Raw genomic sequence first — 24685 nt, 5'->3', positions numbered from 1 at the left:
GCCCAGGGCTCCCACGCCAGAACGAACCTGAAGAAAACCAATAACAAGACCCAAAGCGGTGGATGAAAAATGAGTGAATCGAGCCTTCCTGAGATCAACACCATCGGCGTGATCGGCGCCGGGCAGATGGGCAGCGGCATCGCGCATGTCTGCGCCCTCGCAGGCCTGGAGGTCCGCCTTTCCGACATCGGGGAAGAGCAGATCCAGAAGGGCCTGGAGCACCTGACCCACAACATCGACCGCCAGGTCCAGCGCGGCAAGGTGAGCCAGGAGGACCGCGACGCGGCCCTGAAGCGCATCCAGACCGGGGTCGACTACAAGATCTTCTCCGACTGCGATTTCGTGGTCGAGGCGGCCACGGAGAACGAGGAGGTCAAGCGCTCGATCTTCAAACAGCTCTGTCCCCACCTGCGGGAAAACGCGCTGATCGCCTCCAACACCTCCTCCATTTCCATTACCCGCCTCGCCTCCACCACCGACCGCCCCGGTCGCTTCATGGGCATGCACTTCATGAACCCCGTGCCGGTCATGCAGCTGGTGGAGCTGATCCGCGGCATCGCGACCGACGAGGAAACCTTCGATTCGGTCCGCCAGCTCACCGACCGCCTGGGCAAGACCTCCGTCGCCGCCGAGGACTTCCCGGCCTTCATCGTCAACCGCATCCTGCTGCCGATGATCAACGAGGCGGTCTACACGCTCTACGAGGGCGTCGGCTCGGTCGAGGCGATCGACACCGCCATGAAGCTGGGCGCGAACCACCCCATGGGCCCGCTGGAACTGGCCGACTTCATCGGCCTGGACACCTGTCTGGCCGTCATGCACGTGCTCTACGAGGGCCTTGCGGACTCCAAGTACCGCCCCTGCCCGCTGCTGGTGAAGTACGTCGAGGCCGGCTGGGTCGGCAAGAAGGCCGGCAGAGGCTTCTACGACTACTCCGGCGAGGTCCCGACGCCCACGCGGTGACGGATAGCGCCAAGCAGCGCCGACAGGAAACAAGCCCCCGCTCAGACCGGGGGCTTTTTCTTTGCCTTCCTAGCAGTCGGGCAGATTGTCGAGGTTATTCGCAGAGGAGGAATCCGAGTCGGTGCGCAGGTGCTTCACGCCGTCGCGCTTGTAGACCTGGACGTCCGCCGTCCTGCCGTTGGAATCCCTCGTGTAGTAGCGGTAGAGGCCTTGCTCGATATGGGAAATCGCCTGGGTCTTCGAAACCGGCGACCAGTGCTCGCCCGGATTGCAAAGCTTCGTGATGTCGCCATCGGCGTCCTTGCCGCTCTGTGTCACCAAACGATCGATCATGACGGATCCTCCTCATCCTTTAGCGAGACACTAAGGATGAGACGATTCGCATAAGTTGTCTAAAAGAATCTTTGAACATACTATGGTGGTTATTTTGAATGATCGTTCGACTGTTATTTCGATAATCCCGGGAATATCGTTGAATTTTCACCTGTGAGCCGCTATGTTTCCTCTCATGAACCTCTTAGAGACAGCCAAACGTCTGGAAGCGCTGGGGAATGAGACCCGGCTTGAGATCTATCGCCTGCTGGTGCGCGCCGGGCGCGAGGGCTTGGCGGTGGGCGAGCTGCAGCAGCGCACCGGCGTGCCGCGCTCCACGCTATCGCATCACCTCCATAAGCTGATCGCGGTGGGGCTGGTGGAGCAGGAGCGCCAGGCGACCACCCTGATCTGCCGCGCCCAGTTCGAGGTGATGGAGCAGACCCTCGGGTTCCTCCTGAAGGAATGCTGCAGCGACGCCAAGCCCCTGCCGAAAGCGGGCGCGGCCTGACCAGCCCCTTTTTTTGGGCTGCTATGTCGAAGATTGTCGAAATAACGCTCCAAGGAGTGACGCCATGACCGCCCTCGCCCTTTCGCTCTCCCGAAGCCTCAAGAGCCTCGATCCGGCGCTCTTGGCCATAGCGGCGATCCTGGCGGCCCTGGCGCTGATGGCGCCGGAGCAGGCGGTGGCGAGCCTGGGTTTCACGCTCGGCAGTCTGCTCGAGGTCACGCCCTTCCTGGCGGTCTCCGTCCTGATCGCGGCCTACGCGAAGGCTTCCGGCTCGGACCGGCTGATCGCCAAGGCCTTCAGCGGGCGGCTGGCCGTGATGATCCCGGCGGCCGCGCTGATGGGCGCGCTCTCGCCCTTCTGCTCCTGCGGCGTGATCCCCTTGATCGCGGCCCTGCTGGCCATGGGCGTGCCGCTGCCCGCGGTCATGGCCTTCTGGCTCTCCTCTCCCATCATGGACCCCTCCATGTTCGTCCTGACCAGCGGCACGCTGGGGCTGACCTTCGCGCTCTACAAGACCTTCTCGGCGGTGGCGCTCGGCCTTCTGGGCGGCTTCGGGACGGCCCTCCTACAACGGCTCGGCGGTTTCGGCGATCCCTTGCGCGAGGGCGTGGGCGACGGCGGCTGTGGCGCGGCTCCTCTGCGCAGCGGCCAGCCGCCGGTCTGGCGCTTCTGGGCGGAGGGCGCGCGGCGGGAGACCTTCTGGAAGAACCTCGGCTCCAACACCTACTTCCTGGGCAAGTGGCTGGCGCTGGCCTTCCTGCTGGAAAGCCTGATGCTGGCCTATATCCCGGCGGAGACCGTGACCGCCCTGATCGGGGGCGAGGACTTCTGGCCGGTCTTCGCGGCCGTCATGGTGGGCGTGCCCGCCTACCTGAACGGCTATGCCGCCCTGCCGCTGGTCGAGGGCCTGATCTCCCAGGGCATGGCGCCGGGTGCCGGCATGGCCTTCCTGCTGGCCGGCGGGGTCAGTTCCATCCCGGCGGCCATCGCGGTCTTCGCCCTGGCACGCCTGCCGGTCTTCCTCTCCTATCTGGGATTCGCCTTCGCCGGATCGCTTCTGCTGGGCCTCGCCTACGGACTGCTGCCGCTCTAGGCGCTACTTACGGAAGTATTCGATGCGCGCGCCGCGGCTCTGGAACAGCATCTGCACCAGCCGACCGTCTTCGTCGTACCAGAGGTCGCGCTCGAAGGCGCCCGAGGCCTCCCAGCGCTGCGTCCTGTAGCTGCCCGAGGAGAGTTCCAGGGTCACGAGGTCGCGGCCCTGCCGCTCCATGATCAGCGGGTCGTAGATCTCGTCGGTCTGGGCGGAGAGCGCCTTGGGACGGTCGGCGACCGCCAGATTCCAGTCGGGCGCAAAGCCGTAGTCCGCTCCGAAGCTCTCGGTCACGCCGTTGACCGTGCGGCGATAGCCCTCGCCCTCCGCCTCGATCAGAAGCTCGAAGGGCGTGCCGTCGTCGTCGGTCGTGGCCTCGATGCGCAGGATGCGCCCCTCCGACCAGGTCTCGACGCGCCGGTGGCTGCGGCTGTAGAGCGTGATGAATAGGGCGCTGACCTCGATCTCCTGGGTGATCTCCACCCGGTCCCCCTCGATCTCGACGCGCTGCTCGCCGATGATCTCGCCATCGCGCTGGATCTCGTAGACGAGCGTCTCAGCCGCAGCGCCCGTCGCGGCGAAAGGCAGACCCAGCAGGAGCGTGAGGCAGGCCAAAAGGGCTGAATATCGTGGCTTCATGGGTCGGCTCCTCCTGTTGCTCCCCTCTTGAGAGAGGCCCTTGCCTGCCAGACTAGCAAAGCTGACGCTCAAGGAAAGGAGGCCTTGATGGTCTCTGCGCCCGTCTCAGTGCCCGTCTCTTCGCTCAGGTAGTAGCGCACCAGCTTCTTGACCTCGGGGATATCCCATTCCAGCGAGCCTTGCAGCTTGCCCACCACGCGGCCCCGCTTGTCCAGCAGGAAGCTGGTCGGCAGGCCCTTGACCCCCAATTCCGTCGCCAGTTCGCCCAGCGGGTCGAGGAAGATGTCCAGGGCGTCCAGGCGGTAGTCCTCGTAGAATCCCTGCACCACGGCGAGACCCTGCCGGTCGACCGAGACCGCCATCACCGTCAGGCCCTCGTCGCCCAGATCGGCCTGGAGGCGGTTCAGGGAGGGCATCTCGTAGACGCAGGGCGCGCACCAGGTGGCCCAGAAGTTGACCAGCAGAACGCCGCCCTTATAGTCCGCCAGCCGCCGCTGCTTTTCGAAGGCGTCCGTGACGGGAATGTCCGGCGCTGGCACCGGCGGCGCGAGCAGAGTAAAGTTCCCGGCCAGCGGGCCTTCCAGTGGCGGCTCTCCCGCCTGAAGCGGGGAGGCCGACAGCCCGAAAACCGCAACCGCGATCCCGGACGCCAGGACAAGGGCGGCCAAAAGACGACGCGCAACAGACAAAGCGAAAACCTCCGTTATGAGCGACTCCGACACGTCCAAGAACCGGCCCCAAAGCGACACCGGCAAAGAACCCGCCAGCAACCAGATGTGGGGCGGGCGCTTCGCCGCGGGCCCTGCCGAGGTGATGGAGAAGATCAACGCCTCCATCGGCTTCGACAAGAAGCTCTACGCCCAGGACATCGCGGGGTCCAAGGCGCACGCCCGCATGCTGGTCTCCGCCGGGATCATCTCCAAACAAGATGGCGAGGCGATCGCCGAAGGTCTAGACACGATCCTGCGAGAAATCGAAGCAGGCGAGTTCGCCTTCTCCGCCGCGCTGGAGGATATCCACATGAACGTGGAGAACCGTTTGCGCGAACTGATCGGCGCGCCCGCGGGGCGGCTGCACACCGCGCGCTCGCGCAACGATCAGGTGGCGACGGACTTCCGCCTCTGGGTGCGCGACGCCCTCGACACGCTGGAACAGGCGGTCAAGGAGCTGCAGGGCGCGCTGATCGATCAGGCCGAGGCCAACGCCGAGACCATCATGCCGGGCTATACCCACCTGCAGGCCGCGCAGCCGGTGACGCTGGGCCATCACTTCCTGGCCTATGTCGAGATGCTGGGCCGCGACCGGGGGCGGCTGTCCGATGCGCGCAGGCGCATGAACGAGAGTCCCCTGGGCGCGGCGGCTCTGGCCGGGACCGCCTTTCCCATCGACCGCTTCATGACGGCCAAGGACCTGGGCTTCGACCGGCCCATGTGCAACTCGCTGGACGCCGTGTCGGACCGGGACTTCGCCCTGGAGTTCCTCTCCGCCGGGTCGATCCTCGCCGTGCATCTCTCGCGGCTGGCCGAGGAGCTGGTGCTCTGGTGCAACCAGGGCTTCCGGTTCGTCGTGCTGTCCGACGCCTTCACCACCGGCTCGTCGATCATGCCGCAGAAGAAGAACCCCGACGCCGCCGAGCTGATCCGGGGCAAGACCGGCCGGGTGATCGGCTCGCTGAACGCGCTCCTCATCACCATGAAGGGCCTGCCCATGACCTACGGCAAGGACATGCAGGAGGACAAGGAGCCTGTCTTCGACGCGGCGGAGACCCTGATCCTCTCGACCACCGCCATGCGCGGCATGATCGAGGACCTGAGGTCCGTGCCCGAGAACCTGCTGAAGGCGACGCAGGCGGGCTTCATCACCGCGACCGATCTGGCCGACTGGCTGGTGCGCGAGTTGAACCTGCCGTTCCGGGAGGCGCACCACATCACCGGTTCGCTGGTCGCAGAGGCCGAGAAGCAGGGCTGCGATCTGGCCGACCTGCCGCTGGAGGCCATGCAGGCGGTCCATGCCGGGATCACCGGGGGGGTGTTCCAGGTCCTTTCGGTTGAAAAGGCCGTTGCGTCGAGGCGCAGTTATGGGGGAACCTCGCCCTCGGAAGTCCGCGAGCAGATCGAACGCGCCCGGGAGCGTTTTTTATGAGCCGTTTCTTGACCCGACGCCGCCTCTTGCTGGGCGCCGCCGCCCTGGCGGCGCTGCCGGCGCTCTCGGCCTGCGGCAAGCGCGCCCGGGTCCGCCTGCCGGACGAAAGGCAGGGTGAGGCGACCTACCCCCGCCAATATCCGCGGCCCAGCAGCGTGAACCCTGGCGCCACTGCGCCCGATTCCGGCCCAGCACCCGCGCCGAGCGACCCGCAGGAAGGCGACCCCTACTACGATCCCTTCGCCGAGGATGAAGAAGACACCGTCAGGGACCCGCTGTCACAGTGAACCATTCAGCCCCACAGCCCGCGGTTCCGGAGTTCGCCTACCGGAACGGCGCCCTCGAGGCCGAGGGCCTGCCGCTCGCCCTGATCGCCGAGCGGGTCGGCACGCCTTTCTATCTCTATTCGGCCAGCGCCATGCAGGACGCTTACCGCCGTTTCACCGCCGCTCTCGAGGGATTGAACGCCCAGGTCTTCTACGCCATGAAGGCCAACGGGAATCAAGCGGTGATCCGCTGCTTCGCCGACCTGGGTGCGGGCGCCGACGTGGTCTCCGAAGGTGAACTGCGCCGCGCGCTGGCCGCCGGCATCCCCGCGGAGAAGATCGTTTTCGCCGGGGTCGGCAAGACCGAGCGCGAGATGACCTTCGCGCTGGAGGCCGGGATCCTACAGTTCAACGCCGAATCCTGGCCAGAGCTGGAGCGCCTGGACGCCGTGGCCCGTGCGCTCGGAAAGGTCGCGCCGGTCGCGATCCGGGTCAATCCGAACGTGGACGCCAAGACCCACACGAAGATCGCCACGGGCCGCCGGGCCGACAAGTTCGGCATCGACCTGGACCACGCGCGGGAGATCTATCAGGCGGCCATGAAGCTGCCGGGGATCGCGCTGGAAGGTCTGGCGGTTCACATCGGCTCGCAACTGACCGACGTCGCGCCCTTCCGCGAGGCCTTCTCGCGCACCGCCGCCTTCTACCGCGAGATGCAGGCCGCCGGCGTGCCGCTAACGCGGCTGGACCTGGGCGGCGGACTGGGTGTCGGCTACCAGGGCGCCGGACCGGACCTGGAGAGTTACGCCGCGATCGTGCGCGAGGTGGCCGAAGGCCTGGACGCCGAACTGGCTTTCGAGCCGGGGCGCTACCTGGTGGCCGCCGCCGGACTCTTCGTGACGCGGGTGATCTATGTGAAGGAAGAGCGCGGCAGGCGCTTCCTGATCGTGGATGGCGCCATGAACGACCTGATCCGCCCGACGCTCTATGAGGCCTATCACGAGGTTTTGACCGCCGAGGCGCCGAAGGACAGCTGGCGCTTCGAGGAGGCGGACCTGGTCGGCCCGGTCTGCGAGTCGGGGGATTACTTCGCGCGCGACCGCAAGCTGCCGCCGGTGAAGGCCGGGGATTTGCTGGCTCTGTCGCATGCCGGGGCCTATGGCGCGGTCATGTCTTCGAACTACAACACCCGCCCGCTGCCCCCCGAAGTGATGGTCAAGGAGGGCGAGATGGCCGTGGTGCGGGCGCGCCAGGATTATGCCACAATGATTGCCCAGGATAGCTTGCCTGACTGGCTCAAGAAGCCAGATCATAAGGGGTAGCACCACAGGACCGCATTCGATTGACAGGGTCCGCCGGGGCTGTTTCGACAGGCTGGAAAGGCGCAAGAGGGCCCTTGGAACCGAACGAGACGAAAGAGCGCAAAGACCCCCTTCCCGGCGGCAGCAATCCGGGCGAGGCTCTGCTGCCTCTGGCGCAGTTCGTGGTCCTTTGGGAAAAGCTCTGGCCGCGTCTCTGGCCCGCCCTGGCAACGCTGCTGGTCTTCTTCATTCTGGCCTTCTTCGATCTGCTTCCCCTGCTGCCCGGCTGGCTGCATCTCGTGGTTCTGGCTGCGCTCGCGGGCGTCTTCCTCTGGACCGGCCTTCGGGGCTTCAAGGGATTGGTTCTGCCGGACCGCCGCGAAGGACTGCGGCGGCTTGAGCAGGACAGCGGGCTGAAGCACCGGCCCCTCTCCTCCTGGGATGAACAGCTGTTCGACGGCAGCGATGCGCAGAGCCGCAGCCTCTGGGCCGCCCATCAGCGCCGCCTCGCGCGGCAGGTCAGGAGCTTGCGCCTGGGACCGCCGCGCACGGGACTTGAGCGGGTCGATCCCTTGGCGCTGCGCGCCGCGCTCGGTCTGCTGCTGGTCGTGGCGCTGGTCAGCGCCGGCACGGATTGGCGCGGCAACCTGGCGCGCGCCGTGACGCCCCAGATAACCGGGCCTGAAGCCCCCGTCGCCAAGCTCGACCTCTGGATCACGCCGCCCAGCTATACCGGCCTGCCGCCCGCCGTGCTCGCCTCCGCCTCGCGCCAGGACGACGCCCAGGCGGCGGCTGCCAAGAACCCTCAAGGCGCAGACGAGTCTGAAGAGGCTCAGCCGCTTCCGGCGCTCAGCCTGCCCGTCGGCAGCGAAGTGCTGGTGCAGCTTCAAGGCGGCAGCGGCACGCCCAGCGTCACCCTGGATGGGGAGGCGCTGGCCGAGTTCCAGGGCATCGCGGCCGACGCCCAGCGGGCGGTCGGCTTTCTTGAAGCCGGCGGCACCCTTGAGGTGACGCAAGGCTCGCGCTCCCTTGGTTCCTGGATCATCGACGCCCTGCCGGACGCGCCCCCGGCCATCGAGTTCGCCAGCGCCCCGTCGCGCAGCGAACGCGCCGCGCTGCGCCTGGATTACATCGCGGAGGACGACTACGGCGTGACCCGCGTCAGTGCCGAGATCCGTCTTGTGGACCGGCCGGACGCAACGCCGATCGAACTGGAGCTTCTGCTGCCCTCGGGCGGATTGGCGACGGTCGAGCAGTCGGCCTTCCACGATTTCACCCCGCACCCCTGGGCGGGCCTGCCGGTCAGCATCACCCTGCTGGCCGAGGACGCCGCCGGACAGACCGGCGAGAGCGACGCCGTCGAGACCATCCTGCCCGAGCGCATCTTTCAGCATCCGGTCGCGCGCGCGCTGGTCGATCTGCGTAAGCAGTTGACGCAGGACCCGACGCGCCGCTTCCCGGTGGCGCGCGCGCTTTCGCGCATCTACCAGCAGCCCGAGCACTTCTTCGGCGACGTGGTGGTCGCGCTGGCGATCCACAGCTCGCAGCGCCGCCTGCTGTTCAACGAAGACCTGGACTCGGTCCGTCAGGTGCAGGACACGCTCTGGAAGACGGCCCTCAGGATCGAGGAGGGCGAGCTCAACCTCTCACAGCGCGACCTCATGTCCCTGATGGACCAGCTGCAGCGCGCGCTGGCCGAGGGCGCGCCGGACGAGGTGATCGAGAAGCTGATGGAGCAGTTGCAGGCGGCCATGGACCGCTACCTCGACGAACTGACGCGTCAGGCTTTGCAGAACATGGAGCAGGGCGGGCCGATGCAGGAGCTGAACCCGCAGGATATGCAGAGCCTGAACCGGCAGGACCTTCAGGACCTTCTGGACGCCGCGCGGGAGATGAGCGAGGCCGGGTCCCGCCAGACCGCGCAGGAACTGCTGTCCCAGCTTCGCAACATGCTGGAGAACATGCAGACCGCCCAGGCCCAGGCGCAGAACGGCGAAGGCCAGCGCGGCATGGAGATGATGGATGACATGAACTCCATGCTTCAGCGCCAGCGCGACCTGATGGACCGCAGCTTCCGGCGCTCTCAGGAAGGGCAGCAGGGCGAACAGGGGCAAGAGGGACAGCAAGGCCAGCAGGGACCGCAACAGGGTCAGGGTTCGCCCAACGGCAACAATCAGGCCGATGCGGAAGCCCAGGCGCGTCTGCGCCAGGAACTGGGTCGCCTGATGGACGAGTTGGGTCAGATGATGCCGGGTCAGGTGCCGCCTTCCCTCGGCGAAGCGCAACGCGAGATGGGCAACGCCGAGTCCCAGCTCCGGGGCGACAATCCTGGCGCTGCGAACCAGAACCAGCGGGACGCCCTCAGCGAGTTGCAACAGGGCGCCCAGTCCCTGGTGGAGCGCTTCATGGAGCAGATGGGCGAAGGACAGGGCGGCCAGGCCGGCACCTTCGGCGAGGACGCCGGCACCTCCCGCGATCCGCTCGGCCGAAATCCGCCGGGCCGCGGCATGGGCGAGATGGGCGATGTCGGCGTTCCCGAGGTCTCGGACCGCCAGCGGGCCCAGGAACTGTTGCGAGAGCTGCAACGGCGCTCGGGCGAGCGCACGCGGCCCGAGGTCGAGCGCAACTACCTCGACCGGCTCCTGCGCCCCTTCTGATTTTTCAGCATCTGAGAGAGCCCGGCGCTATTCCGCGGGCAACGGCACGAAGTCGATGCCGATGTCGGCTGCTTCTTCCGGCGGATTGGCGCGCGAGAAAGAGAAGAGAGCGCGCTCTTCGGGCTGCAAGCTCTCCTCGCGGAGCTGTTCGGTCCAGCTCGCCAGCTCCGCGCCGGATTCGTCGAGCAGACGGATCCGGAGCGCAGGGACCGCGCGCACCTGATCGGAGACGTTCACGACCTCACCCTCGACACGCAGTTCACGCTGATCCCCGGTCTGCCGCCGGACCGATCGAATCGAGTCCAGCTTCAGGCCCTCTCCCACCAGGACCGCGTCATAGCCGAAAAGGCTGAAGGCCTTGGTCGCGATGGGGTGCGCCGTCGCCAGGGTCTCACGGTTTGTCCAGACCACCACGGCCAGGGTGATCGAAAGCACAAGGATCAGAAGGTAGTAGGGCCAAAGCGACCGCTCCGCCTCCTCCTCGACGCCCTGACGCAGCTTTTCGCGCAGGTCGTCGTCGCTGACGCCTGGAGCGGCGCTCTCAGCGGGTTTGGCGGCGGGCTTGGACGCCGCTTCGGGCTTCGCCGCCGAAGGCTCCTCGGGAGGCGGGGCCGCAGGCTTTGCGCCCTCTGGTTTCGCGCCCTCTGGTTTCGCGCCCTCTGCGGATTTCGCGCCCTCTGCGGGTTTCGGCGTCAACTCCGCCTCGGCCTGCGCCGGCTCCACCTCCTGTTTTTCCGGCTTGGCGGTCCAGGTGTAGCTGCACCGGAAACAGCGCACGCGCGATCCGCCCGGCGCGACGGCCCCATCGTCGACCTTGTACTGGGTATCGCAGGCTGGGCAGGTCAAAAGCATGGGAACAGCGGCAATCCGGCGCAAACACAAAAAGGGGCGTCAGGAGAAGGGCGGTCCCTACTTTAGGTAGGCGATTCGCGCCGTGCAAGGCGCGCAAGGGGGCATTCCTGTGACAAGCCCGCAAGCAACTTTGCGAAACCCCCCGGCGGGGGCTACAGTCATGCGGAGCGGGACGAACGACTTCCCTTGGGAGAGACCGATTGATCCATTTCGATGAGGTGGCTTTGCGCTACGGCAGCGGCGCTGAGACGCTGAGCGACGTCTCCTTCGAATTGGAGCCGGGCAGCTTCCACTACGTCGTGGGTCCCAGCGGCGCGGGCAAGTCATCGCTGCTGAAGCTGATGTATCTCGCCATGATGCCGACCCGCGGACGAATCAGCCTCTTCGGGCGCGAGGTCGCGGACATGCCGCGCGACGACATGGCGATCCTGCGCCGGCGCATCGGCGTGGTGTTCCAGGAATTCCGCCTGCTCGCCCACCTCAACGTCTTTCAGAACGTGGCTCTGCCCTTGAAGGTGACCGGCAAGCGCGAACCCAAGTGGCAGGCCCACGTGCGCGAACTGCTGGAATGGGTCGGGCTGGGCGACAAGATCGAGGCCGACCCCCTGACGCTTTCGGGCGGAGAGCAGCAGCGCGTGGCCATCGCCCGCGCCGTCATCACGCGGCCCAACCTCATCATCGCCGACGAGCCGACCGGCAACGTGGACGACCGCATGGCGATCCGGCTGATGTACCTGTTCGAGGAGTTGAACAAGGTCGGCACGACCGTCGTGGTGGCGACCCACAACGAGAGCCTGGTCCGGCGCTTTCCCCACCCGCTCATGCAACTCGGCGACGGCAGGCTTGAAATCCTGCCCCCGCCGGAGTGAGGGGGGAGCGATGATCTTCATGGGCTCCGACCTGCCGCTCAAGAAGGACGCCTCCGCGCGCTTCCTGCCGCTCCTGATCGGCTTCATGGTGTTCCTGGCGGCCCTGGCCCTCGCCGGCGCGCTCTCCATGAACGCCGTGGTCACCGACTGGCGCAGCGCCTTCACCGGCAAGCTGACCGTTCAGGTGCCCAACGAAGGCGGCGTGAGGGACCAGCTGCAGCGCGCCCAGGTCGAGAGCGTGGTGGACCTGCTGCGCGCCCAGGGCGGCGTCGAGGAGGTCGAACTGCTGAGCGAGGCGGAAACCCGCGCGCTGATCGAGCCTTGGCTCGGCAGCGGCTCCAGCCTTCAGGAGCTGCCGCTGCCGAGCCTGATCGCCGTCACCCTGTCCGATGAGGCCGATCCCGACCTGACGGCCATCTCGATCAAGCTTCAGGAGGCGGCGCCGGGCACCGTGATCGACGATCATCAGCGCTGGCTGGGGGAGGTCCTGAACAATCTGCGGAGCCTGCAGCTTCTGGCGCTCGGCCTGCTGGTCGTGGTCGGCGTCTCGGCCATGCTGGCGGTGGTCTACGTGACCCGCACAGGCCTTGCCATCCATCACGAGGTCATCGAGCTATTGCACCTCATCGGGGCCAAGGACGCCTATGTCGCCCGGCAGTTCCAGCGTCAGGCGCTCTCCATGGGATTGACCGGCGGCGCCATCGGGCTTTTGATCGCCGTGCCGGTGGTGCTGCTGATCGGGACGCTGCTGGCGGGCGGGGAAACGGCGATCTTCCCGCAAGTGCGCTTCGGCCCCGTTGAATGGGGCCTCATGGCCGCCCTGCCGGTGCTGACGGCGGTGATCGCCATGGTCACCGCCCGGCGCACGGTGCTTAGAAGTCTGACCGATCTATCCTGACGCTTTGACCGGAGCCGAGGGGACAGGAGATGCCCGGCGACAAGCCGATTTTCAAGGAAACCCGGAAGCGGCGCTGGCTGCGGCGCCTGCTTCTGCTGCTGCTTCTGCTGCTGGGGTTGTGGCTCTCGGGTCTGTTCCTCTTCGTCGCCTCCATGCCCGAAGCCGTCGAGGAGCCTGAGCGGGAAAGCGACGCCATCGTGGTGCTGACAGGCGGCAGCGAGCGGCTTTCCGAAGGCTTCCGCCTGCTCGCCGAGGGACGGGCGGAAAAGCTGCTGGTGTCCGGCGTCTATCGTGGCGTTGACGTGCGCGCGCTTCTGCGCCTCTCCCAGGACGCGCCCGAGGAGCTGGCCTGCTGCATCGCTGTCGGCTACGAGGCGGACGACACCGAGGGCAACGCCAGCGAGACCGCCGCCTGGATGGCCGAGGAAGGCTTCTCCTCCCTGCGGCTGGTCACGGCGGCCTATCACATGCCGCGCAGCCTGCTGCTGTTCCGCGCGGCCATGCCGCAGGTGGAAATCCTGCCCCACCCGGTCTTCCCGCAGGGCTTCCGGCAGCGCAACTGGTACCTCTGGCCGGGTTCGAGCGCTCTTATCGTCACCGAGTACAGCAAGTACCTTGTGGCGCGGGTGCGCGTTTCCTGGCGCGCCTTCTGGCAGGGTCTGACGGGCTGAGGCGGCGATGCGTATCCTGGGTTCACTCCTCTTCACCATCCTCTTCTTCATCTGGTCGGCGATCATCAGCATCGGCGGGCTTCCCTGCCTGCTGCTCCACCACCGGGCGACCTATATCCTGGGGAAGATCTGGACGGCGGTGACGCTCTTCCTGCTGCGCTGGCTCTGCGGTGTGAAGGCGGAGTACCGGGGGCTGGAGAACCTGCCAGACGGTCCGGCGATCATCGCCAGCAAGCACCAGTCCGCCTGGGAGACCCTGGTCCTGCCGCACCTGACGCCCAAGCTCTATCCGGCCTACGTGCTCAAGGTCGAGCTGACGCGGATCCCGCTGTTCGGCCGCCTGCTCAAGGGTTCCGGCATGATCGCGGTGGACCGCGCCGCCGGCGCGAAGGCGCTGAAGGCGATGCTGACGGAGGCCAAGCAGCGCGCAGCGGAGGGGCGCTCCATCGTGATCTATCCCGAAGGCACCCGCACCGAGCCCGGCAAGAAACTGCCCTACCACCCCGGCGTCGCGGCGATCTACCGGGAGACGGGCCTGCCGATCGTGCCGATCGCTCTCAACTCAGGTCTCTTCTGGGGACGCAACGCCTGGCTCAAGAACCCGGGGACCATCGTTCTGGAGGTCCTCCCGCCGATCCCGCCCGGCCTTGAGCGCCATGCCGTGATGGAACGCCTGGAACGGGAGATCGAGGCGGCCAGCGCACGACTCCTGGCCGAGGCCGAAGACCGCCGGCGGCGTTAAGCGAACGTTCATAGAACATTCCTTGATTTCAAACGCTTACCGCCCTATTCTATAGGGCTGACACTGGCGGCCGTAACAAGCAGAAAGCAGTCATGAGCGAAGCCTTGGAACTCCCCGCGATCTCCCGCGAGATCTGGGACATGAAGTACCGTCTGAAGGCGGCGGACGGCGCCAGCACGGAAGCTGGCCCGGAGGATTCCTTTGCCCGCGTCGCCAAGGCGCTGGCCGCCGTCGAGCGCGACCCGGCGCTCTGGGAGGAGCGCTTCGCCGGGGCCATGACCGCGCTGAAGTTCCTGCCCGCCGGGCGCATCCTGGCGGGCGCGGGCAGCGATCGGGACGTGACGCTCTTCAACTGCTTCGTCATGGGCCGCATCGGCGATTCCATGGGCGAGATCTTCGCCAACCTGCGCGAAGCCGCCCTGACGCTCCAGATGGGCGGCGGCATCGGCTACGACTTTTCGACCCTGCGCCCGCGCGGCGCCGCCGTGAAGGGGGTGGGCGCCGACGCCTCGGGCCCCTTGAGCTTCATGGACGTCTGGGATTCCATGTGCCGCACCATCATGAGCGCGGGCCACCGGCGCGGCGCGATGATGGGCACGCTGCGCTGCGACCATCCGGACATCGAGGATTTCATCACCGCCAAGCAGGAGTCCAGCCGCCTGCGCATGTTCAATCTCTCGGTCCTGGTCACCGACGCCTTCGTCGAGGCGGTGCGCGAGGACAAGGACTGGGACCTCCAGTTCAATGGAGAGACCTTCCGCAGCGTCAAGGCCCGCGAGCTCTGGGACAAGATCATGCGGGCCACCTACGACTACGCCGAGCCCGGCGTGATCTTCATCGACCGCGTCAACCAGATGAACAACCTCTCCTACGCCGAGGAGATCTTCGCGACCAACCCCTGCGGTGAGCAGCCGCTGCCGCCTTACGGCGCCTGCCTGCTGGGCTCGGTCAATCTCGCGCGGCTGGTCAAGCGGCCCTTCGAGGGCGACGCGGAGCTCGACCTTGAGGAGCTGGAGCGCCTGACGCGCCTGGGCGTGCGCATGCTCGACAACGCCATAGAGGTCTCGCGCTTTCCCCTGCCCGAGCAGGCCGAGGAAGCCAAGACCAAGCGGCGCATCGGCCTCGGCATCACCGGGCTGGCCGACGCGCTGATCCTCTGCGGCCTGACCTACGGCAGCCGCGAAGCCGTCGCGGCGACCGAGCGCTGGATGACGGTGTTCCGCGACGCGGCCTATGCGGCTTCGGTGGACCTCGCCACCGAGAAGGGGGCCTTCCCGCTGTTCGATTCCGAGAAGTTCCTGGCCTCGGAGAGCGTGAAGACCCTGCCCGAAGATCTGAAGCAAGACATCGCCCGCATGGGCATCCGCAACGGGCTCGTGACCTCGGTCGCGCCGACCGGCACCATCTCGCTGCTCGCGGGCAACGTGTCCTCCGGCCTGGAGCCGGTCTTCGCCTTTTCCTACCGCCGCAACATCCTGCTGCCCGACGGCAGCCGCAAGCAGGAGAAGGTGGAGGACTACGCCCAGCAACTGTTCCATCGGCTGAAGGGCAAGGAAGAACCGCTGCCCGAGGCATTCGTGGACGCCCAGCGGCTGGAGCCCAGCGCGCATCTCGTCATGCAGGCGACGGTGCAGCGCTACATCGATTCCTCGGTCTCCAAGACCATTAACCTGCCCGCGGACATCTCCTTCGATGGCTTCAAGTCGGTCTACCTGCAGGCCTACGACATGGGCTGCAAAGGCTGCACGACCTATCGGCCCAACGAGGTCACCGGCGCGGTCCTGGAGGTCGAGTCCACCCCGCCCTCCAGCGCCGCCGATCAGGAACCGGGCGAGGGCGGCCCGCACGAGAGCGTGGTCTACATGTCCCAGCCGCTCGACCGGCCCGAAGCGCTGCCCGGCAGGACCTACAAGCTTCAATGGCCCGAGAGCGACCACGCCATCTACATCACCCTGAACGACATCGTGCAGGACGGGCGCAGGCGGCCCTTCGAGATCTTCATCAACTCGAAGAACATGGAGCACTACGCCTGGACCGTGGCGCTGACCCGCATGATCTCGGCGGTCTTCCGCCGGGGCGGCGACGTCGCCTTCGTCGTGGAGGAGCTGAAGGCCGTGTTCGACCCGCGCGGCGGCGCCTGGATGAAGGGGCGCTACCTACCCTCCCTCCTGGCCGCGATCGGCGAGGTCATCGAGCAGCACATGATCGAGATCGGCTTCCTCTCAGGACCGGCCGAGATCGGGGAGGAGGCGCGGCGCGCCGTGGCGTCGGGCGAAGGCGCCGCACGCCCCGCGCAGTGCCCGCGCTGCGGCTCGGCGGCGCTCATCAAGCAGGAAGGCTGCGACCTCTGTACCGCATGCGGCCACTCCCGCTGCTCCTGACGCTCTAGAGCCAGGGCATCGGCAACCAGTAAACGGAGAACCCTAGAATCAGGGCGGCGGCGAAGCCCGCCCCCGTCCAGCGCGCCATGACGCCGCCTGCGATGATCTGGACCATCCCCGCCTTGACCAGGGAGTTGGAGGCGGCGGCGATCATCATGCCGAGCCCGGCGATCGCCAGGGTGGTGCCTCCCTCCCCTGCGAGCGAACTGTAGGAAAGCGTGATGGCGTCGACATCGGCCAGGCCCGACACCAGAGCCAGAAGATAGAGCCCCGCCGAACCCAGCCAGGCCCGCAGCGCCTGGGACAGTAAAAGGATCGCGGCCAGCAAGGCGCCGAACTGCACGGCGACCCAGAACTCGAAGGGATTGGGCGGCAGCAGGCTGTCGTCGCCCTCCTGCGGTTTGGCGCCGCGCCAGGCGGCGAAGGCGACGGCGTAACAGCCGGCCAAGGCGGCGAGCAGGGCCGGTCCCAGGCGCAGCGCCACCTGAGGATCGATCACCGTGGCCACCACCAGCATGCGCGCGAACATGGTGCCGGAGGCGAGCAGAACGCCCGCGGCCAGCAGACGCTGGCCCTGTTTGCGCTTGCGGCCCAGGCGCGCAAGGTTGAGAGCCACCGCCGTGGAACTGGCGAGCCCGCCCAGGAGAGCGGTCAGCAGCACTCCCTTTTCAGAGCCCAGCGCGCGCACCGCCAGATAGCCGGAGAAGGAGAGCCCGGCGATCAGCACCACCATCCACCAGATCTTGTAGGGGTTGAGCGCGTTCCAGGGGCCATAGCCCTGATCGGGCAGGATCGGCAGCAGAACCACGGAGATCAGCAGCAGCTTCAGGACCGCCGCGATCTCCGACCTGTCGGCTCTCTCCAGAAGACCGTGCAGCTCCGGCTTGCTGCCCAGCAGCACCGTCACCACCACGGCGGCGGCGCCGGCGACCTCCAACTCGCCCGCCCCGGCCAGAGCGCCCAGCCCGTAAGCGGTCAGGAGCGCCACGCCGGAGGTCGCGCTGAGGTCGGTCTTCTGCTCCAGCTTCTGCCGGTAGGCCAACCAGGCGAGCCCGGCAAGGGCGACGAAGCCCGCGGCCGTCACCCAGTCTCCCGCCGCGTCCTCCAACTGCACGCAGAGCCCGCCGAAGAGCGAGACGAGGCCGAAGGTGCGGATGCCGGCCGCGCGCATCCCCTCGGCAAGCTTGCGGTTCTCCCAGCCCCGCTCCGCGCCGATCAAAAGGCCGACGGCCAGCGCCACGGTCAGGCGGATCAGAAGATCGAAATCGGCTTCGAAGGTCATGCTGGGCAACCGCTCAATATCAGCGCCATCTGAAATAAGGCTAGCGGGCGGCGGTCAGTAAGCGCAAGGCGCTGTGGATCACCTAGCTCCGCCCCACGCCTTTGAGCAGCCGGTGCAGGCTGCGGTCGTGCAGACCCAGCGCGTCCAGATGCCGGACAGTGTTGCGGAGGTATTCGACGCAGGCGCCGCGCTGACCCTCCCCCTGGCAGATCAGGGCCGCGGTCTCCTGTTCGCTGAGGTGACCCGCGTACTGCTTGTGCCCCCGGTCCACCACGAAGGAGAGCGCCTTTAGCGGCCGCTTCCGGCCGGAGACCCGGAGGTCCAGCCAACGGGGAATGTAGACGCCCGTCACCATCTCCCGCTCGTAGAGGTAGGCCAGCACCTCTTCCCCCTCCCGCTGCGGCACCTGATAGGCGAGACCCCAGCAGGACCCGCCCCGGTCCAGGCCCAAAACCAGGCCGGGCGTCTCCGGCGTGCCCCGGTAGCGATGGGAATAGACGCAGAAGCGGCGGCGGTAACCGTGGAGCCGCGCCGGCTTGACGTCCAGATGCGGAAAACCCGGGTTCCACATGAGCGAGCCGTAGCCGAAGACCCAGAAATCATCCTCGGGCAGATGAATCTTGGGACGCTCGATGCCCTCGGCGGCGAGCCGGGCTTCGAGCGTTTCGATCTTGTTTCTGGCGGTTGAGGTCATTATCTCGCGGATCATAGAGACTTAGATGGGCGCGACAAGCCGCGGCGGAAAGTCTAGGCTCGTCGCTGCCTAATATCAGCGCCGCGAAGACGGCGTGGAAGCAACAATGGGAGACTTGATGAAGCGCCGTCTCGTCATCGCCGGGGTCGTCCTGGTCGCTCTGCTCACAGGCGGGCTGGTCGCAGCCTGGCTGGAGGTGAGCAGCCGTCTTCTGGCCGGCGTCGACCGCTGGGCCGAAGAACGGCGCCAGGAAGGCTGGCAGGTGCAATGGAGCGAGCGCGAGCGGAGCGGCTTTCCGCTTGCCGTCACCGGGCTCTTCCGGGAACCGCACCTGGAAGACCCCAAGGGCTGGCGCTGGGAAGGCGAGGCCCTGGCGGCGACCATCGAGCTGACCGACTGGAACCGGGTGGAACTGGAAGGTTTCGGCCTGCAACGCTTCTTCTGGCCCGCGATGCCCGCTGCCAAAGGACCGGCGGAGTTGCAGGCCGCCGAGAAGCGCGCCGTGCTGACCTACGACGAGCGGGGCCGACCGGCCACTCTGGCCCTGCGCGCCCGCGACGCCGAAGCCGCCTATGACGGACGGCGGGTGAGCGCCCAGACCCTCGAGGCCGACGTCACCGCGCCAAAGGACGCCGCGCGCTACGATGTTCCGGTCGATGGGCAGGGCCGCCTGCGCGCGACGGGAGTGACCCTTCCCGAGGGCCTGGACCCGCTGCTGGGCCCGACCGTCACGCTGCTGGAACTGGCGGGCGTGCTGACCGGGCAGCTGCCCGAGGACGGTGCGCTGGACAACGCCGCGCTCCGGGCCTGGGCGGAAAGCGGCGGCATCCTGGATGTCGATCAACTCTCTCTCGATTGGGGGCCGCTCACCCTGCGCGGCGACGGCAGCGTAACCCTGGATGAACAGGATCGCCCTTTGGGCGCCTTCTCTCTGCGGATCAAGGGGCTTCCGGAAACGGTCGAGCGGCTCGCCAGACGCGGACAGATCGACAGCGGCGTCGCCTTCACGGTTCAGGCGGTGGCGCTTTCCATCGGCAAGACCGATCCCTCCGATGGACGGCGGGAGATTTCACTGCCCCTGACGCTTCAGGACGGCTGGCTGTCCATCGGCCCGCCGATCGGCCCCATGCCCCTGGTCCGGCTGGACCCGGTCGATCTGGGCCGCTGAGCGCCTGCGGCTAGCCGGGCGCCTGCGGCTACTCGTCCTCGGATTTCTTTTCTCGCGGATCGAAGCTGCCGGCCTGATGCAGGTCCAGCACGCCCCGGCGAATCTCGCGGGTTCGGGCGAAGACCTTCTCCAGGGTATCCCCCTCGCCCCAGCGGATGGCCCGCTGCAACGCCGTCAGGTCCTCCGAGAAGCGCTGCAGGATCTCCAGCACCGCCTCGCGGTTGTTGAGGAAGATGTCGCGCCACATGACCGGGTCGGAGGCCGCGATCCGGGTGAAGTCCCGGAAACCGGAGGCGGAGTAGCGGATCACCTCCTGGCGCGTCGATTCCTCCAGGTCCGCCGCCGTCGCCACGATGGTGTAGGCGATCAGGTGCGGCAGGTGCGAGGTGATGCCCAGCACCTTGTCGTGATGGTGGGGCTCCATGATCTCGACCATGGAACCGCAGGCTTCCCACAAGGCCCTGACCTTCGCTATGGCCGCCTCGTCGGTGCCCGGTGGCGGAGTCAGGATGCAGTAGCGGTCCTCGAAGAGCTCGAGGAAGGCCGCATCGGGACCCGAATGCTCCGTGCCCGCTACGGGGTGACCCGGAACGAAATGTACGTTGTCGGGTATGGCCGGACCGATGTCGCGGATGGCCGCCTGCTTGACCGAGCCGACGTCGGTGACGATGGCGCCCGGCTTGAACACGTCTTGCAGCTTGTCGGCGAGCTCGGCGTAGGCGCCGATCGGCGTGCAGAAGACCACCAGGTCGGCTTCTGCGGCGGCGGCGCGGACGTCGTCCGTGACCTCATCCGTCAGGCCAAGCTCGCGGATGCGCTGGATCGTCTCCGCCCGGCGCGCCACGCCGACCACCTTCCGCGCAAGGCCGTGCCGCCGGATGTTGAGGGCGAGCGACCCGCCCTCCAGCCCGACGCCGATCAGGCAGACCGTGCCGAAGAGCTGGTTGGAGCCCTCGCCGCTCATGCCGTCACCTCGTCCTTCAGGAAGGCGGCCAGCGCTTCCAGGGCGATCTCCATCTCCTCGGCGGTGCCGATGGAAACCCTGAGACAGTTGGGCAGGCCGTAGGAGGCCATGCCGCGCAGCAGGACGCCGCGCGCCTTGGCGGCCGCCAGCGCCGCTTCGGCGGTCTTGCCCTCGGCCGGGAATTCGACCAGCAGGAAGTTGCCGTGGCTGGGATGCACCGTGAGCCCCAGTCCGGTCAGCTTCTCAGCCGTCCAGGCCCGCAACCGCGCATTTTCCGCCCGGCTCCGCTCGACGAAGCTCTGATCCTCCAGCGCGGCACGCCCGCCACCTGGGCGGCCTGGGCGACGTTGAAGGGGCCGCGCAGACGGTTCAGGACGTCGGCCACGGCGGGCGGGCAGTAGGCCCAGCCCAGGCGCAGCGCCGCCAGCCCGTAGATCTTGGAAAAGGTGCGGGTCATCACGACGTTGTCGAACTGCTCGACCAGCCGCGCCCCGGACTCGTAGTCCGGCTCCTCCACGTACTCGGCGTAGGCGGCGTCGATCACCAGCAGGGTTTCGTCCGGCAGCCCGGCGCGTAGGCGGCGCACCTCGGCGTCCGGCAGGTAGCTGCCGGTCGGGTTGTTCGGGTTGGCGAGAAAGACGAGGCGCGTCAGCGGACTGACCGCCGCCAGCAGGTTGTCGACGTCCGCGCGCAGGTCCGTCTCCGGCGCGCTGACCGGACGCGCGCCCGCCGTGCGCGCCGCGATGTCGTACATCAGGAAACCGTGGCGGCTGTAGAGCACTTCGTCGCCCTCGCCCGCGTAGGCGCGGATCAGCAGCGCGATCAACTCGTCCGAGCCCGCGCCGCAAACGAGGCGACCGGCCTCCAGCCCATGGATGCGCGCGATGGTTTCGCGCAGGGCCGCCGCGCCGCCGTCGGGGTAGCGATGCAGGTCCCCGGACAGCGCGCGGTAGGCCTCGGCGGCCTTCGGGCTGCAACCGAGCGGATTCTCGTTGGAGGCCAGACGCACCACACGGTTGGCGCCCTCGGCCTTGGACTCGCCGCCAACGTAGGGCTTCACGTCGAGAATGCCGGGGCGGGGCTTGAGCGCCATGATCTTTTGCTTTCCTTGCTTGTAACGCGAGCGATTGAGAGCGGGGCCGGACTAGCCGCCGCTGCCCCCGAGGGTCAGGGGACGGGCAGCCGCGCCGATCGCCCAGCACTGGCCGATCCGCTTGTCCTCCAGATCTTTCAGACGCCGGAGCCCGGGATCGTCCTGGGTCACGAAGCCGGCCACTTCCAGGAGTTGCAGCCCTTCGCTGCCCTCGCCGCTCTGCAACGCGATCACCGGGAGCCCGGCCTTCTCAAGCAGGGTCTTCAGCGAGCCGCGCGACAGGGGCTCGGTCAACTCCAGGACCAGGAAGCTGCTGTCGTCTCCGCTCGGCTCCGGGTCGATCAGAGAGATTGCCAGCGCTTCGCTGACGCCCTCCTTGGCGGCGTTGGCGAAGGGCAGCCGCGCGATGATGCGCGGCGTGCTGTCGCCGCTGCGGGCCAGATTAGGCCACCAGCAGCCCGCCTCCCCGGATTCCGGGAAGGGCAGGACGCCGATGATGTTGGGGTCCTCGGAGGTCTTCTGGAGCACCTGCGCGGCCGATCCACAGGGGATCAGGCCAGCCATCACGCCGTAATGGTCGCGGGTCAGCGCGCGCACCACCATCCCGGTGTCGCCGGAAAAATATGCCACCTTGAAGCCGCCCTGGATGTAGCTGCAGGCCGTGATGATCTCCCGCCAGATGCGCAGCGCGGCGGGCAGGGGAAAGGAGCCGCCATGGCGCTCGGCGATGCGGCGAAGCACCACGGCTTCCCGACCGGGCCGGGAGACAGGGCCCTGCCCCTTGGCCAGGGAGATGCCCTCCACCACGCGGGCCCGCTCCATCAACAGGTCGTGCAAGGCCGCATCGATCTCGTCGATGCGCGCGCGCAGAGCCTCCAAAGATGCGTCCGGCTTGTTCATGACCCGCTTATCCGTCCCATATTTCGTGAGCGCCCATTCTGCGTGGACGAGGGACTCGATTGATAGTCACAAGCGGCGGCAAAATCAAAGCCGCAGTGCGCCTCCCGATGACGAATTAGAGCAGCGGTAGCGGCGGGCCCTAGTAGTTGACCAGAATCCGGAAGCTGAAACTGGCCTCACCTTCGGCGGGAACGGGCAGCGTCCAAACAAGCTGCCCGGCCGCTTCCGATTCGACCTCAAGGCTGGTCGAAAGCACGCGCAGGTCAGGCGGGAAGACGCCGACCAGCTCGACCGTCACCGCCTCGTCCTTGGCGTTGGTGACCGTGACCTCCTGGGATAGCTCGTAGGAACGGTTGGAAAGCCGCTTGAAGTCGGTCACCTTGGCCTCTCCGCGAACATCGAAGGAGCGCCCAAGCACCAGTTCCAGCTCTCCGTCCTTCGGGGTATGGCCCTCGCCCGCCTCGCCCAGCAGAAGACGGCCGCCCTCTGCCGACTCGCCGTAGACGCGCCAGGTTCCGGCGGGCAGGGGACGGCCCAAGCCCGCCTCCTCGGAGTTGTCGAAGATCAGGCGGGTGGTGGCGTTGACCGGCCCGGCGACCTGGCCCCTGTTGCCGCCCTGCATGATCAGCCCCTCGATCCGGTAGTTCCGCTCCACCGGGACGTCCGCGGCCTCCAGAAAAGTCACCTGCTTCAGCGATTGGGAGGGCAGATCGACGCGCCCGGGCAGGACGTAGCGGTAATAGTCGCCCGCGGCTTCCTGCTTGGGCATGGGCGCGGCCGCGGCCTCCGACATCATCATGACGTCGCCGCGCATCGACTGGAGCGGCACGCCGGACCGCGCGCGGTTGATCTCTCCGGCCACCAGACTGATGGCCGCCCCCCGGTAGCTCTCCGGCGTGTTATTGGAAAGACTGGCCTGGGCCACCACCGAGAGCGTCCCAGCGGCCTCGTCATAGCGCGCGGTATAGTCCGCCTGCCAGGAAAAGCCGGTCGCCAGGTACCCGATATCGAGCTTCGCCGCGCCGCCCGGCTCGCTCAGCAGGTCGACCAGCAGAGCGTCTTCCCCGCGCAGCTCCGCGGGCGTGCGCGGGAACAGCAGATCTCCAACGGGACCAGGCGAAGATCACCGCCGACCTCGACCAGCGGGCCGCCGGACAGCGAGACCAGCCGGCCTTCGTGACGCTCCAGCCTGTCGGCCTGCTCCTCGCTGGGCAGCAGCACGCCGACGCTCTCGCCCAGGAAGGCCTCCGCCAGGGACCCGCGCGACAGGGTCGCGGGCTGATAGCTCTGCGACAGCAGGGCGACGCCCGGCGCTTCCAGATAGAGGCTTTGCGGCATGACCGTGGAGGCGACCCCCTCCAGCGCCAAGCGGTTGGGGCCGCGCTGGAGCTCGGCGTCGCGCAGCTCGTGGAAGAACGCGAGATCCTGGTTGTAGAGGGTTATCGCAAGACTGCGCTCGCCCGCGGCCAGACTCTGGCTGGGCAGCATCGGACTGTCGGCCTGGGCGCTCCCGGCGATCAGCGCGCTACAGGCGGCGGCGAGAAAGAGCGGCGAACGGGCCATCGGGGCACCTCCGGGCTAATAGGCATCAAAGGGTTCGGTAGTATCGCTTTTCGAAGGTTCCAGGAGGAATAGGGCAAAAGCGTGGTGGGCAAAAGGCGATTCCCGGCGCCCCGGGCGCTGCTCACGCCGGACGGCGGGCCTTCAGGGCCGTGGTCAGGGTGCCGTCGTCCAGATAGTCCAGCTCGCCGCCCACCGGGACGCCGTGCGCCAGATAGGTGACGGTCACCTCCGCAGCGGTCAGGCGATCGGCGATGTAGTGGGCGGTCGTCTGTCCTTCGACCGTGGCGCCCAGCGCCAGGATCACTTCCTTGACCTCAGGCTCGCTCGCCCGCGCCACCAGGGGGGCGATGCGCAGCTGTTCGGGCCCGCGCCCGTCGAGCGCGGAGAGCGTGCCGCCCAGAACGTGATAGCGCCCGGCGAAGGCGCCGGAGCGGTCCAGCGCCCAGAGATCCGCCACGTCCTCCACCACGCAGAGGATCGAGGGGTCGCGCTTCACGTCGAGGCAGACGCCGCAGGGATCGCTGGAGTCGAGATTGCCGCAGCGCCCGCAGACCGTCACCCGGTCGGCGGTTTCGGTGAGCGCGGCGGCAAGAGGCTCCAAAAGCTGTTCGCGCCGCTCAAGCAGGGTCAGCGCCGCCCTGCGGGCCGAGCGCGGGCCGAGGCCCGGCAAGCGGGCCAAGAGGCGGATCAGACGTTCGATTTCAGGGGCGGCCATGGCGGGACC

At 67.5% G+C, this 24685-nt stretch carries 24 protein-coding genes and 1 pseudogene; 13 read left to right on the top strand and 12 right to left on the bottom strand.

The window, feature by feature from the left end; genetic code table 11:
* Positions 1–69: 69 nt before the first annotated feature.
* Entirely contained in the window at positions 70–963 is an 894-nt protein-coding gene (locus tag P8X75_05190) for a 3-hydroxybutyryl-CoA dehydrogenase (protein MEJ1994596.1), read from the top strand.
* A gap of 69 nt (positions 964–1032) precedes the next feature.
* On the opposite strand, the gene P8X75_05185 is transcribed toward P8X75_05190, so the two are convergent.
* Entirely contained in the window at positions 1033–1296 is a 264-nt protein-coding gene (locus P8X75_05185; GenBank protein ID MEJ1994595.1) for a DUF3892 domain-containing protein, read from the bottom strand.
* A 175-nt stretch (positions 1297–1471) separates the two neighbouring features.
* On the opposite strand from P8X75_05185, the gene P8X75_05180 reads away from it, so the two are divergent.
* Together P8X75_05180 and P8X75_05175 are read left to right on the top strand one after the other, a co-directional pair.
* Positions 1472–1786 (top strand): metalloregulator ArsR/SmtB family transcription factor, encoded by a 315-nt coding sequence (locus P8X75_05180; GenBank protein ID MEJ1994594.1) that lies wholly within the window; start codon positions 1472–1474, stop codon positions 1784–1786.
* 64 nt (positions 1787–1850) lie between these two features.
* Positions 1851–2879 (top strand): permease, encoded by a 1029-nt coding sequence (locus tag P8X75_05175; protein MEJ1994593.1) that lies wholly within the window; start codon positions 1851–1853, stop codon positions 2877–2879.
* A gap of 3 nt (positions 2880–2882) precedes the next feature.
* On the opposite strand, the gene P8X75_05170 is transcribed toward P8X75_05175, so the two are convergent.
* Together P8X75_05170 and P8X75_05165 are read right to left on the bottom strand one after the other, a co-directional pair.
* Positions 2883–3518, bottom strand: a complete 636-nt coding sequence (locus tag P8X75_05170; protein ID MEJ1994592.1) for a DUF6134 family protein — start codon at positions 3516–3518, stop codon at positions 2883–2885.
* Between the two features lie 68 nt (positions 3519–3586).
* Entirely contained in the window at positions 3587–4207 is a 621-nt protein-coding gene (locus tag P8X75_05165) for a TlpA disulfide reductase family protein (GenBank protein ID MEJ1994591.1), read from the bottom strand.
* 16 nt (positions 4208–4223) lie between these two features.
* Here P8X75_05165 and argH point away from each other — a divergent pair, with 16 nt between their 5' ends.
* From argH to P8X75_05145, 4 genes are all read left to right on the top strand, one after another.
* A complete protein-coding gene (gene argH, locus P8X75_05160; GenBank protein ID MEJ1994590.1) occupies positions 4224–5660 on the top strand; it encodes an argininosuccinate lyase in 1437 nt (478 codons plus the stop codon).
* Entirely contained in the window at positions 5657–5947 is a 291-nt protein-coding gene (locus P8X75_05155) for a hypothetical protein (GenBank protein MEJ1994589.1), read from the top strand. Before argH ends, P8X75_05155 begins: the two co-directional genes overlap by 4 nt.
* Positions 5944–7248, top strand: a complete 1305-nt coding sequence (gene lysA / locus P8X75_05150) for a diaminopimelate decarboxylase (GenBank protein MEJ1994588.1) — start codon at positions 5944–5946, stop codon at positions 7246–7248. The genes P8X75_05155 and lysA overlap by 4 nt, the downstream gene beginning before the upstream one ends.
* A gap of 74 nt (positions 7249–7322) precedes the next feature.
* Complete coding sequence (locus tag P8X75_05145) at positions 7323–9884, top strand: TIGR02302 family protein (protein MEJ1994587.1); 2562 nt, start codon at positions 7323–7325, stop codon at positions 9882–9884.
* A 27-nt stretch (positions 9885–9911) separates the two neighbouring features.
* Here the strand turns inward: P8X75_05145 and P8X75_05140 are convergent, their stop codons facing one another.
* A complete protein-coding gene (locus P8X75_05140) occupies positions 9912–10736 on the bottom strand; it encodes a DUF3426 domain-containing protein (GenBank protein MEJ1994586.1) in 825 nt (274 codons plus the stop codon).
* 200 nt (positions 10737–10936) lie between these two features.
* Here P8X75_05140 and ftsE point away from each other — a divergent pair, with 200 nt between their 5' ends.
* The 5 genes from ftsE (at position 10937) to P8X75_05115 (ending at position 16297) form a co-directional block, all read left to right on the top strand.
* Complete coding sequence (ftsE, locus tag P8X75_05135) at positions 10937–11605, top strand: cell division ATP-binding protein FtsE (protein MEJ1994585.1); 669 nt, start codon at positions 10937–10939, stop codon at positions 11603–11605.
* A 10-nt stretch (positions 11606–11615) separates the two neighbouring features.
* The gene (locus tag P8X75_05130; GenBank protein MEJ1994584.1) at positions 11616–12503 is read left to right on the top strand and encodes a hypothetical protein; all 888 of its coding nucleotides are present in this window, start codon (positions 11616–11618) and stop codon (positions 12501–12503) included.
* 29 nt (positions 12504–12532) lie between these two features.
* Positions 12533–13174: a YdcF family protein gene (locus P8X75_05125; protein MEJ1994583.1), complete on the top strand. Its 642-nt coding sequence runs from the start codon at positions 12533–12535 to the stop codon at positions 13172–13174.
* Between the two features lie 7 nt (positions 13175–13181).
* Positions 13182–13916 (top strand): lysophospholipid acyltransferase family protein, encoded by a 735-nt coding sequence (locus P8X75_05120; GenBank protein MEJ1994582.1) that lies wholly within the window; start codon positions 13182–13184, stop codon positions 13914–13916.
* 92 nt (positions 13917–14008) lie between these two features.
* Complete coding sequence (locus tag P8X75_05115; GenBank protein MEJ1994581.1) at positions 14009–16297, top strand: adenosylcobalamin-dependent ribonucleoside-diphosphate reductase; 2289 nt, start codon at positions 14009–14011, stop codon at positions 16295–16297.
* Positions 16298–16301: 4 nt separating this feature from the next.
* Here P8X75_05115 and P8X75_05110 read toward each other — a convergent pair whose 3' ends face one another.
* Both P8X75_05110 and P8X75_05105 read right to left on the bottom strand, forming a co-directional pair.
* Entirely contained in the window at positions 16302–17579 is a 1278-nt protein-coding gene (locus P8X75_05110) for a DUF4010 domain-containing protein (GenBank protein MEJ1994580.1), read from the bottom strand.
* Between the two features lie 82 nt (positions 17580–17661).
* A complete protein-coding gene (locus P8X75_05105; GenBank protein MEJ1994579.1) occupies positions 17662–18273 on the bottom strand; it encodes a gamma-glutamylcyclotransferase in 612 nt (203 codons plus the stop codon).
* Between the two features lie 118 nt (positions 18274–18391).
* On the opposite strand from P8X75_05105, the gene P8X75_05100 reads away from it, so the two are divergent.
* On the top strand, positions 18392–19441 hold the full coding sequence (locus P8X75_05100; GenBank protein ID MEJ1994578.1) for a DUF2125 domain-containing protein: 1050 nt from the start codon (positions 18392–18394) through the stop codon (positions 19439–19441).
* Between the two features lie 28 nt (positions 19442–19469).
* Here the strand turns inward: P8X75_05100 and P8X75_05095 are convergent, their stop codons facing one another.
* The 6 genes and pseudogenes from P8X75_05095 to recR all read right to left on the bottom strand — a co-directional run bounded on the left by P8X75_05095 (position 19470) and on the right by recR (position 24676).
* Positions 19470–20405, bottom strand: a complete 936-nt coding sequence (locus P8X75_05095; protein MEJ1994577.1) for a prephenate/arogenate dehydrogenase family protein — start codon at positions 20403–20405, stop codon at positions 19470–19472.
* Positions 20402–21498 (bottom strand): annotated as a pseudogene (hisC, locus tag P8X75_05090) (histidinol-phosphate transaminase). Before hisC ends, P8X75_05095 begins: the two are co-directional and overlap by 4 nt.
* 51 nt (positions 21499–21549) lie before the next feature.
* A complete protein-coding gene (locus P8X75_05085; protein MEJ1994576.1) occupies positions 21550–22398 on the bottom strand; it encodes a chorismate mutase in 849 nt (282 codons plus the stop codon).
* A 139-nt stretch (positions 22399–22537) separates the two neighbouring features.
* Complete coding sequence (locus tag P8X75_05080; GenBank protein MEJ1994575.1) at positions 22538–23404, bottom strand: DUF4139 domain-containing protein; 867 nt, start codon at positions 23402–23404, stop codon at positions 22538–22540.
* A 29-nt stretch (positions 23405–23433) separates the two neighbouring features.
* Complete coding sequence (locus P8X75_05075) at positions 23434–23961, bottom strand: hypothetical protein (protein ID MEJ1994574.1); 528 nt, start codon at positions 23959–23961, stop codon at positions 23434–23436.
* A gap of 121 nt (positions 23962–24082) precedes the next feature.
* On the bottom strand, positions 24083–24676 hold the full coding sequence (gene recR / locus P8X75_05070) for a recombination mediator RecR (protein MEJ1994573.1): 594 nt from the start codon (positions 24674–24676) through the stop codon (positions 24083–24085).
* Positions 24677–24685: the final 9 nt, after the last annotated feature.

The sequence above is a fragment of the Limibacillus sp. genome (genome assembly GCA_037379885.1).
Taxonomy (GTDB): Bacteria; Pseudomonadota; Alphaproteobacteria; order Kiloniellales; family CECT-8803; genus JARRJC01.
Note: the sequence above shows the minus strand (reverse complement) of the source record. Positions and strands in the feature narration are given on the sequence as shown.

Excerpts from the sequence above, each read along its gene's own strand:
- P8X75_05190 (MEJ1994596.1), top strand. The coding sequence starts at position 70 with ATGAGTGAATCGAGCCTTCCTGAGATCAACACCATCGGCGTGATCGGC.
- P8X75_05185 (MEJ1994595.1), bottom strand. The coding sequence starts at position 1,296 with ATGATCGATCGTTTGGTGACACAGAGCGGCAAGGACGCCGATGGCGAC.
- P8X75_05180 (MEJ1994594.1), top strand. The coding sequence starts at position 1,472 with ATGAACCTCTTAGAGACAGCCAAACGTCTGGAAGCGCTGGGGAATGAG.
- P8X75_05175 (MEJ1994593.1), top strand. The coding sequence starts at position 1,851 with ATGACCGCCCTCGCCCTTTCGCTCTCCCGAAGCCTCAAGAGCCTCGAT.
- P8X75_05170 (MEJ1994592.1), bottom strand. The coding sequence starts at position 3,518 with ATGAAGCCACGATATTCAGCCCTTTTGGCCTGCCTCACGCTCCTGCTG.
- argH (MEJ1994590.1), top strand. The coding sequence starts at position 4,224 with ATGAGCGACTCCGACACGTCCAAGAACCGGCCCCAAAGCGACACCGGC.
- P8X75_05155 (MEJ1994589.1), top strand. The coding sequence starts at position 5,657 with ATGAGCCGTTTCTTGACCCGACGCCGCCTCTTGCTGGGCGCCGCCGCC.
- P8X75_05140 (MEJ1994586.1), bottom strand. The coding sequence starts at position 10,736 with ATGCTTTTGACCTGCCCAGCCTGCGATACCCAGTACAAGGTCGACGAT.
- P8X75_05130 (MEJ1994584.1), top strand. The coding sequence starts at position 11,616 with ATGATCTTCATGGGCTCCGACCTGCCGCTCAAGAAGGACGCCTCCGCG.
- P8X75_05125 (MEJ1994583.1), top strand. The coding sequence starts at position 12,533 with ATGCCCGGCGACAAGCCGATTTTCAAGGAAACCCGGAAGCGGCGCTGG.
- P8X75_05120 (MEJ1994582.1), top strand. The coding sequence starts at position 13,182 with ATGCGTATCCTGGGTTCACTCCTCTTCACCATCCTCTTCTTCATCTGG.
- P8X75_05115 (MEJ1994581.1), top strand. The coding sequence starts at position 14,009 with ATGAGCGAAGCCTTGGAACTCCCCGCGATCTCCCGCGAGATCTGGGAC.
- P8X75_05110 (MEJ1994580.1), bottom strand. The coding sequence starts at position 17,579 with ATGACCTTCGAAGCCGATTTCGATCTTCTGATCCGCCTGACCGTGGCG.
- P8X75_05105 (MEJ1994579.1), bottom strand. The coding sequence starts at position 18,273 with ATGACCTCAACCGCCAGAAACAAGATCGAAACGCTCGAAGCCCGGCTC.
- P8X75_05100 (MEJ1994578.1), top strand. The coding sequence starts at position 18,392 with ATGAAGCGCCGTCTCGTCATCGCCGGGGTCGTCCTGGTCGCTCTGCTC.
- P8X75_05095 (MEJ1994577.1), bottom strand. The coding sequence starts at position 20,405 with ATGAGCGGCGAGGGCTCCAACCAGCTCTTCGGCACGGTCTGCCTGATC.
- P8X75_05085 (MEJ1994576.1), bottom strand. The coding sequence starts at position 22,398 with ATGAACAAGCCGGACGCATCTTTGGAGGCTCTGCGCGCGCGCATCGAC.
- P8X75_05075 (MEJ1994574.1), bottom strand. The coding sequence starts at position 23,961 with ATGGCCCGTTCGCCGCTCTTTCTCGCCGCCGCCTGTAGCGCGCTGATC.
- recR (MEJ1994573.1), bottom strand. The coding sequence starts at position 24,676 with ATGGCCGCCCCTGAAATCGAACGTCTGATCCGCCTCTTGGCCCGCTTG.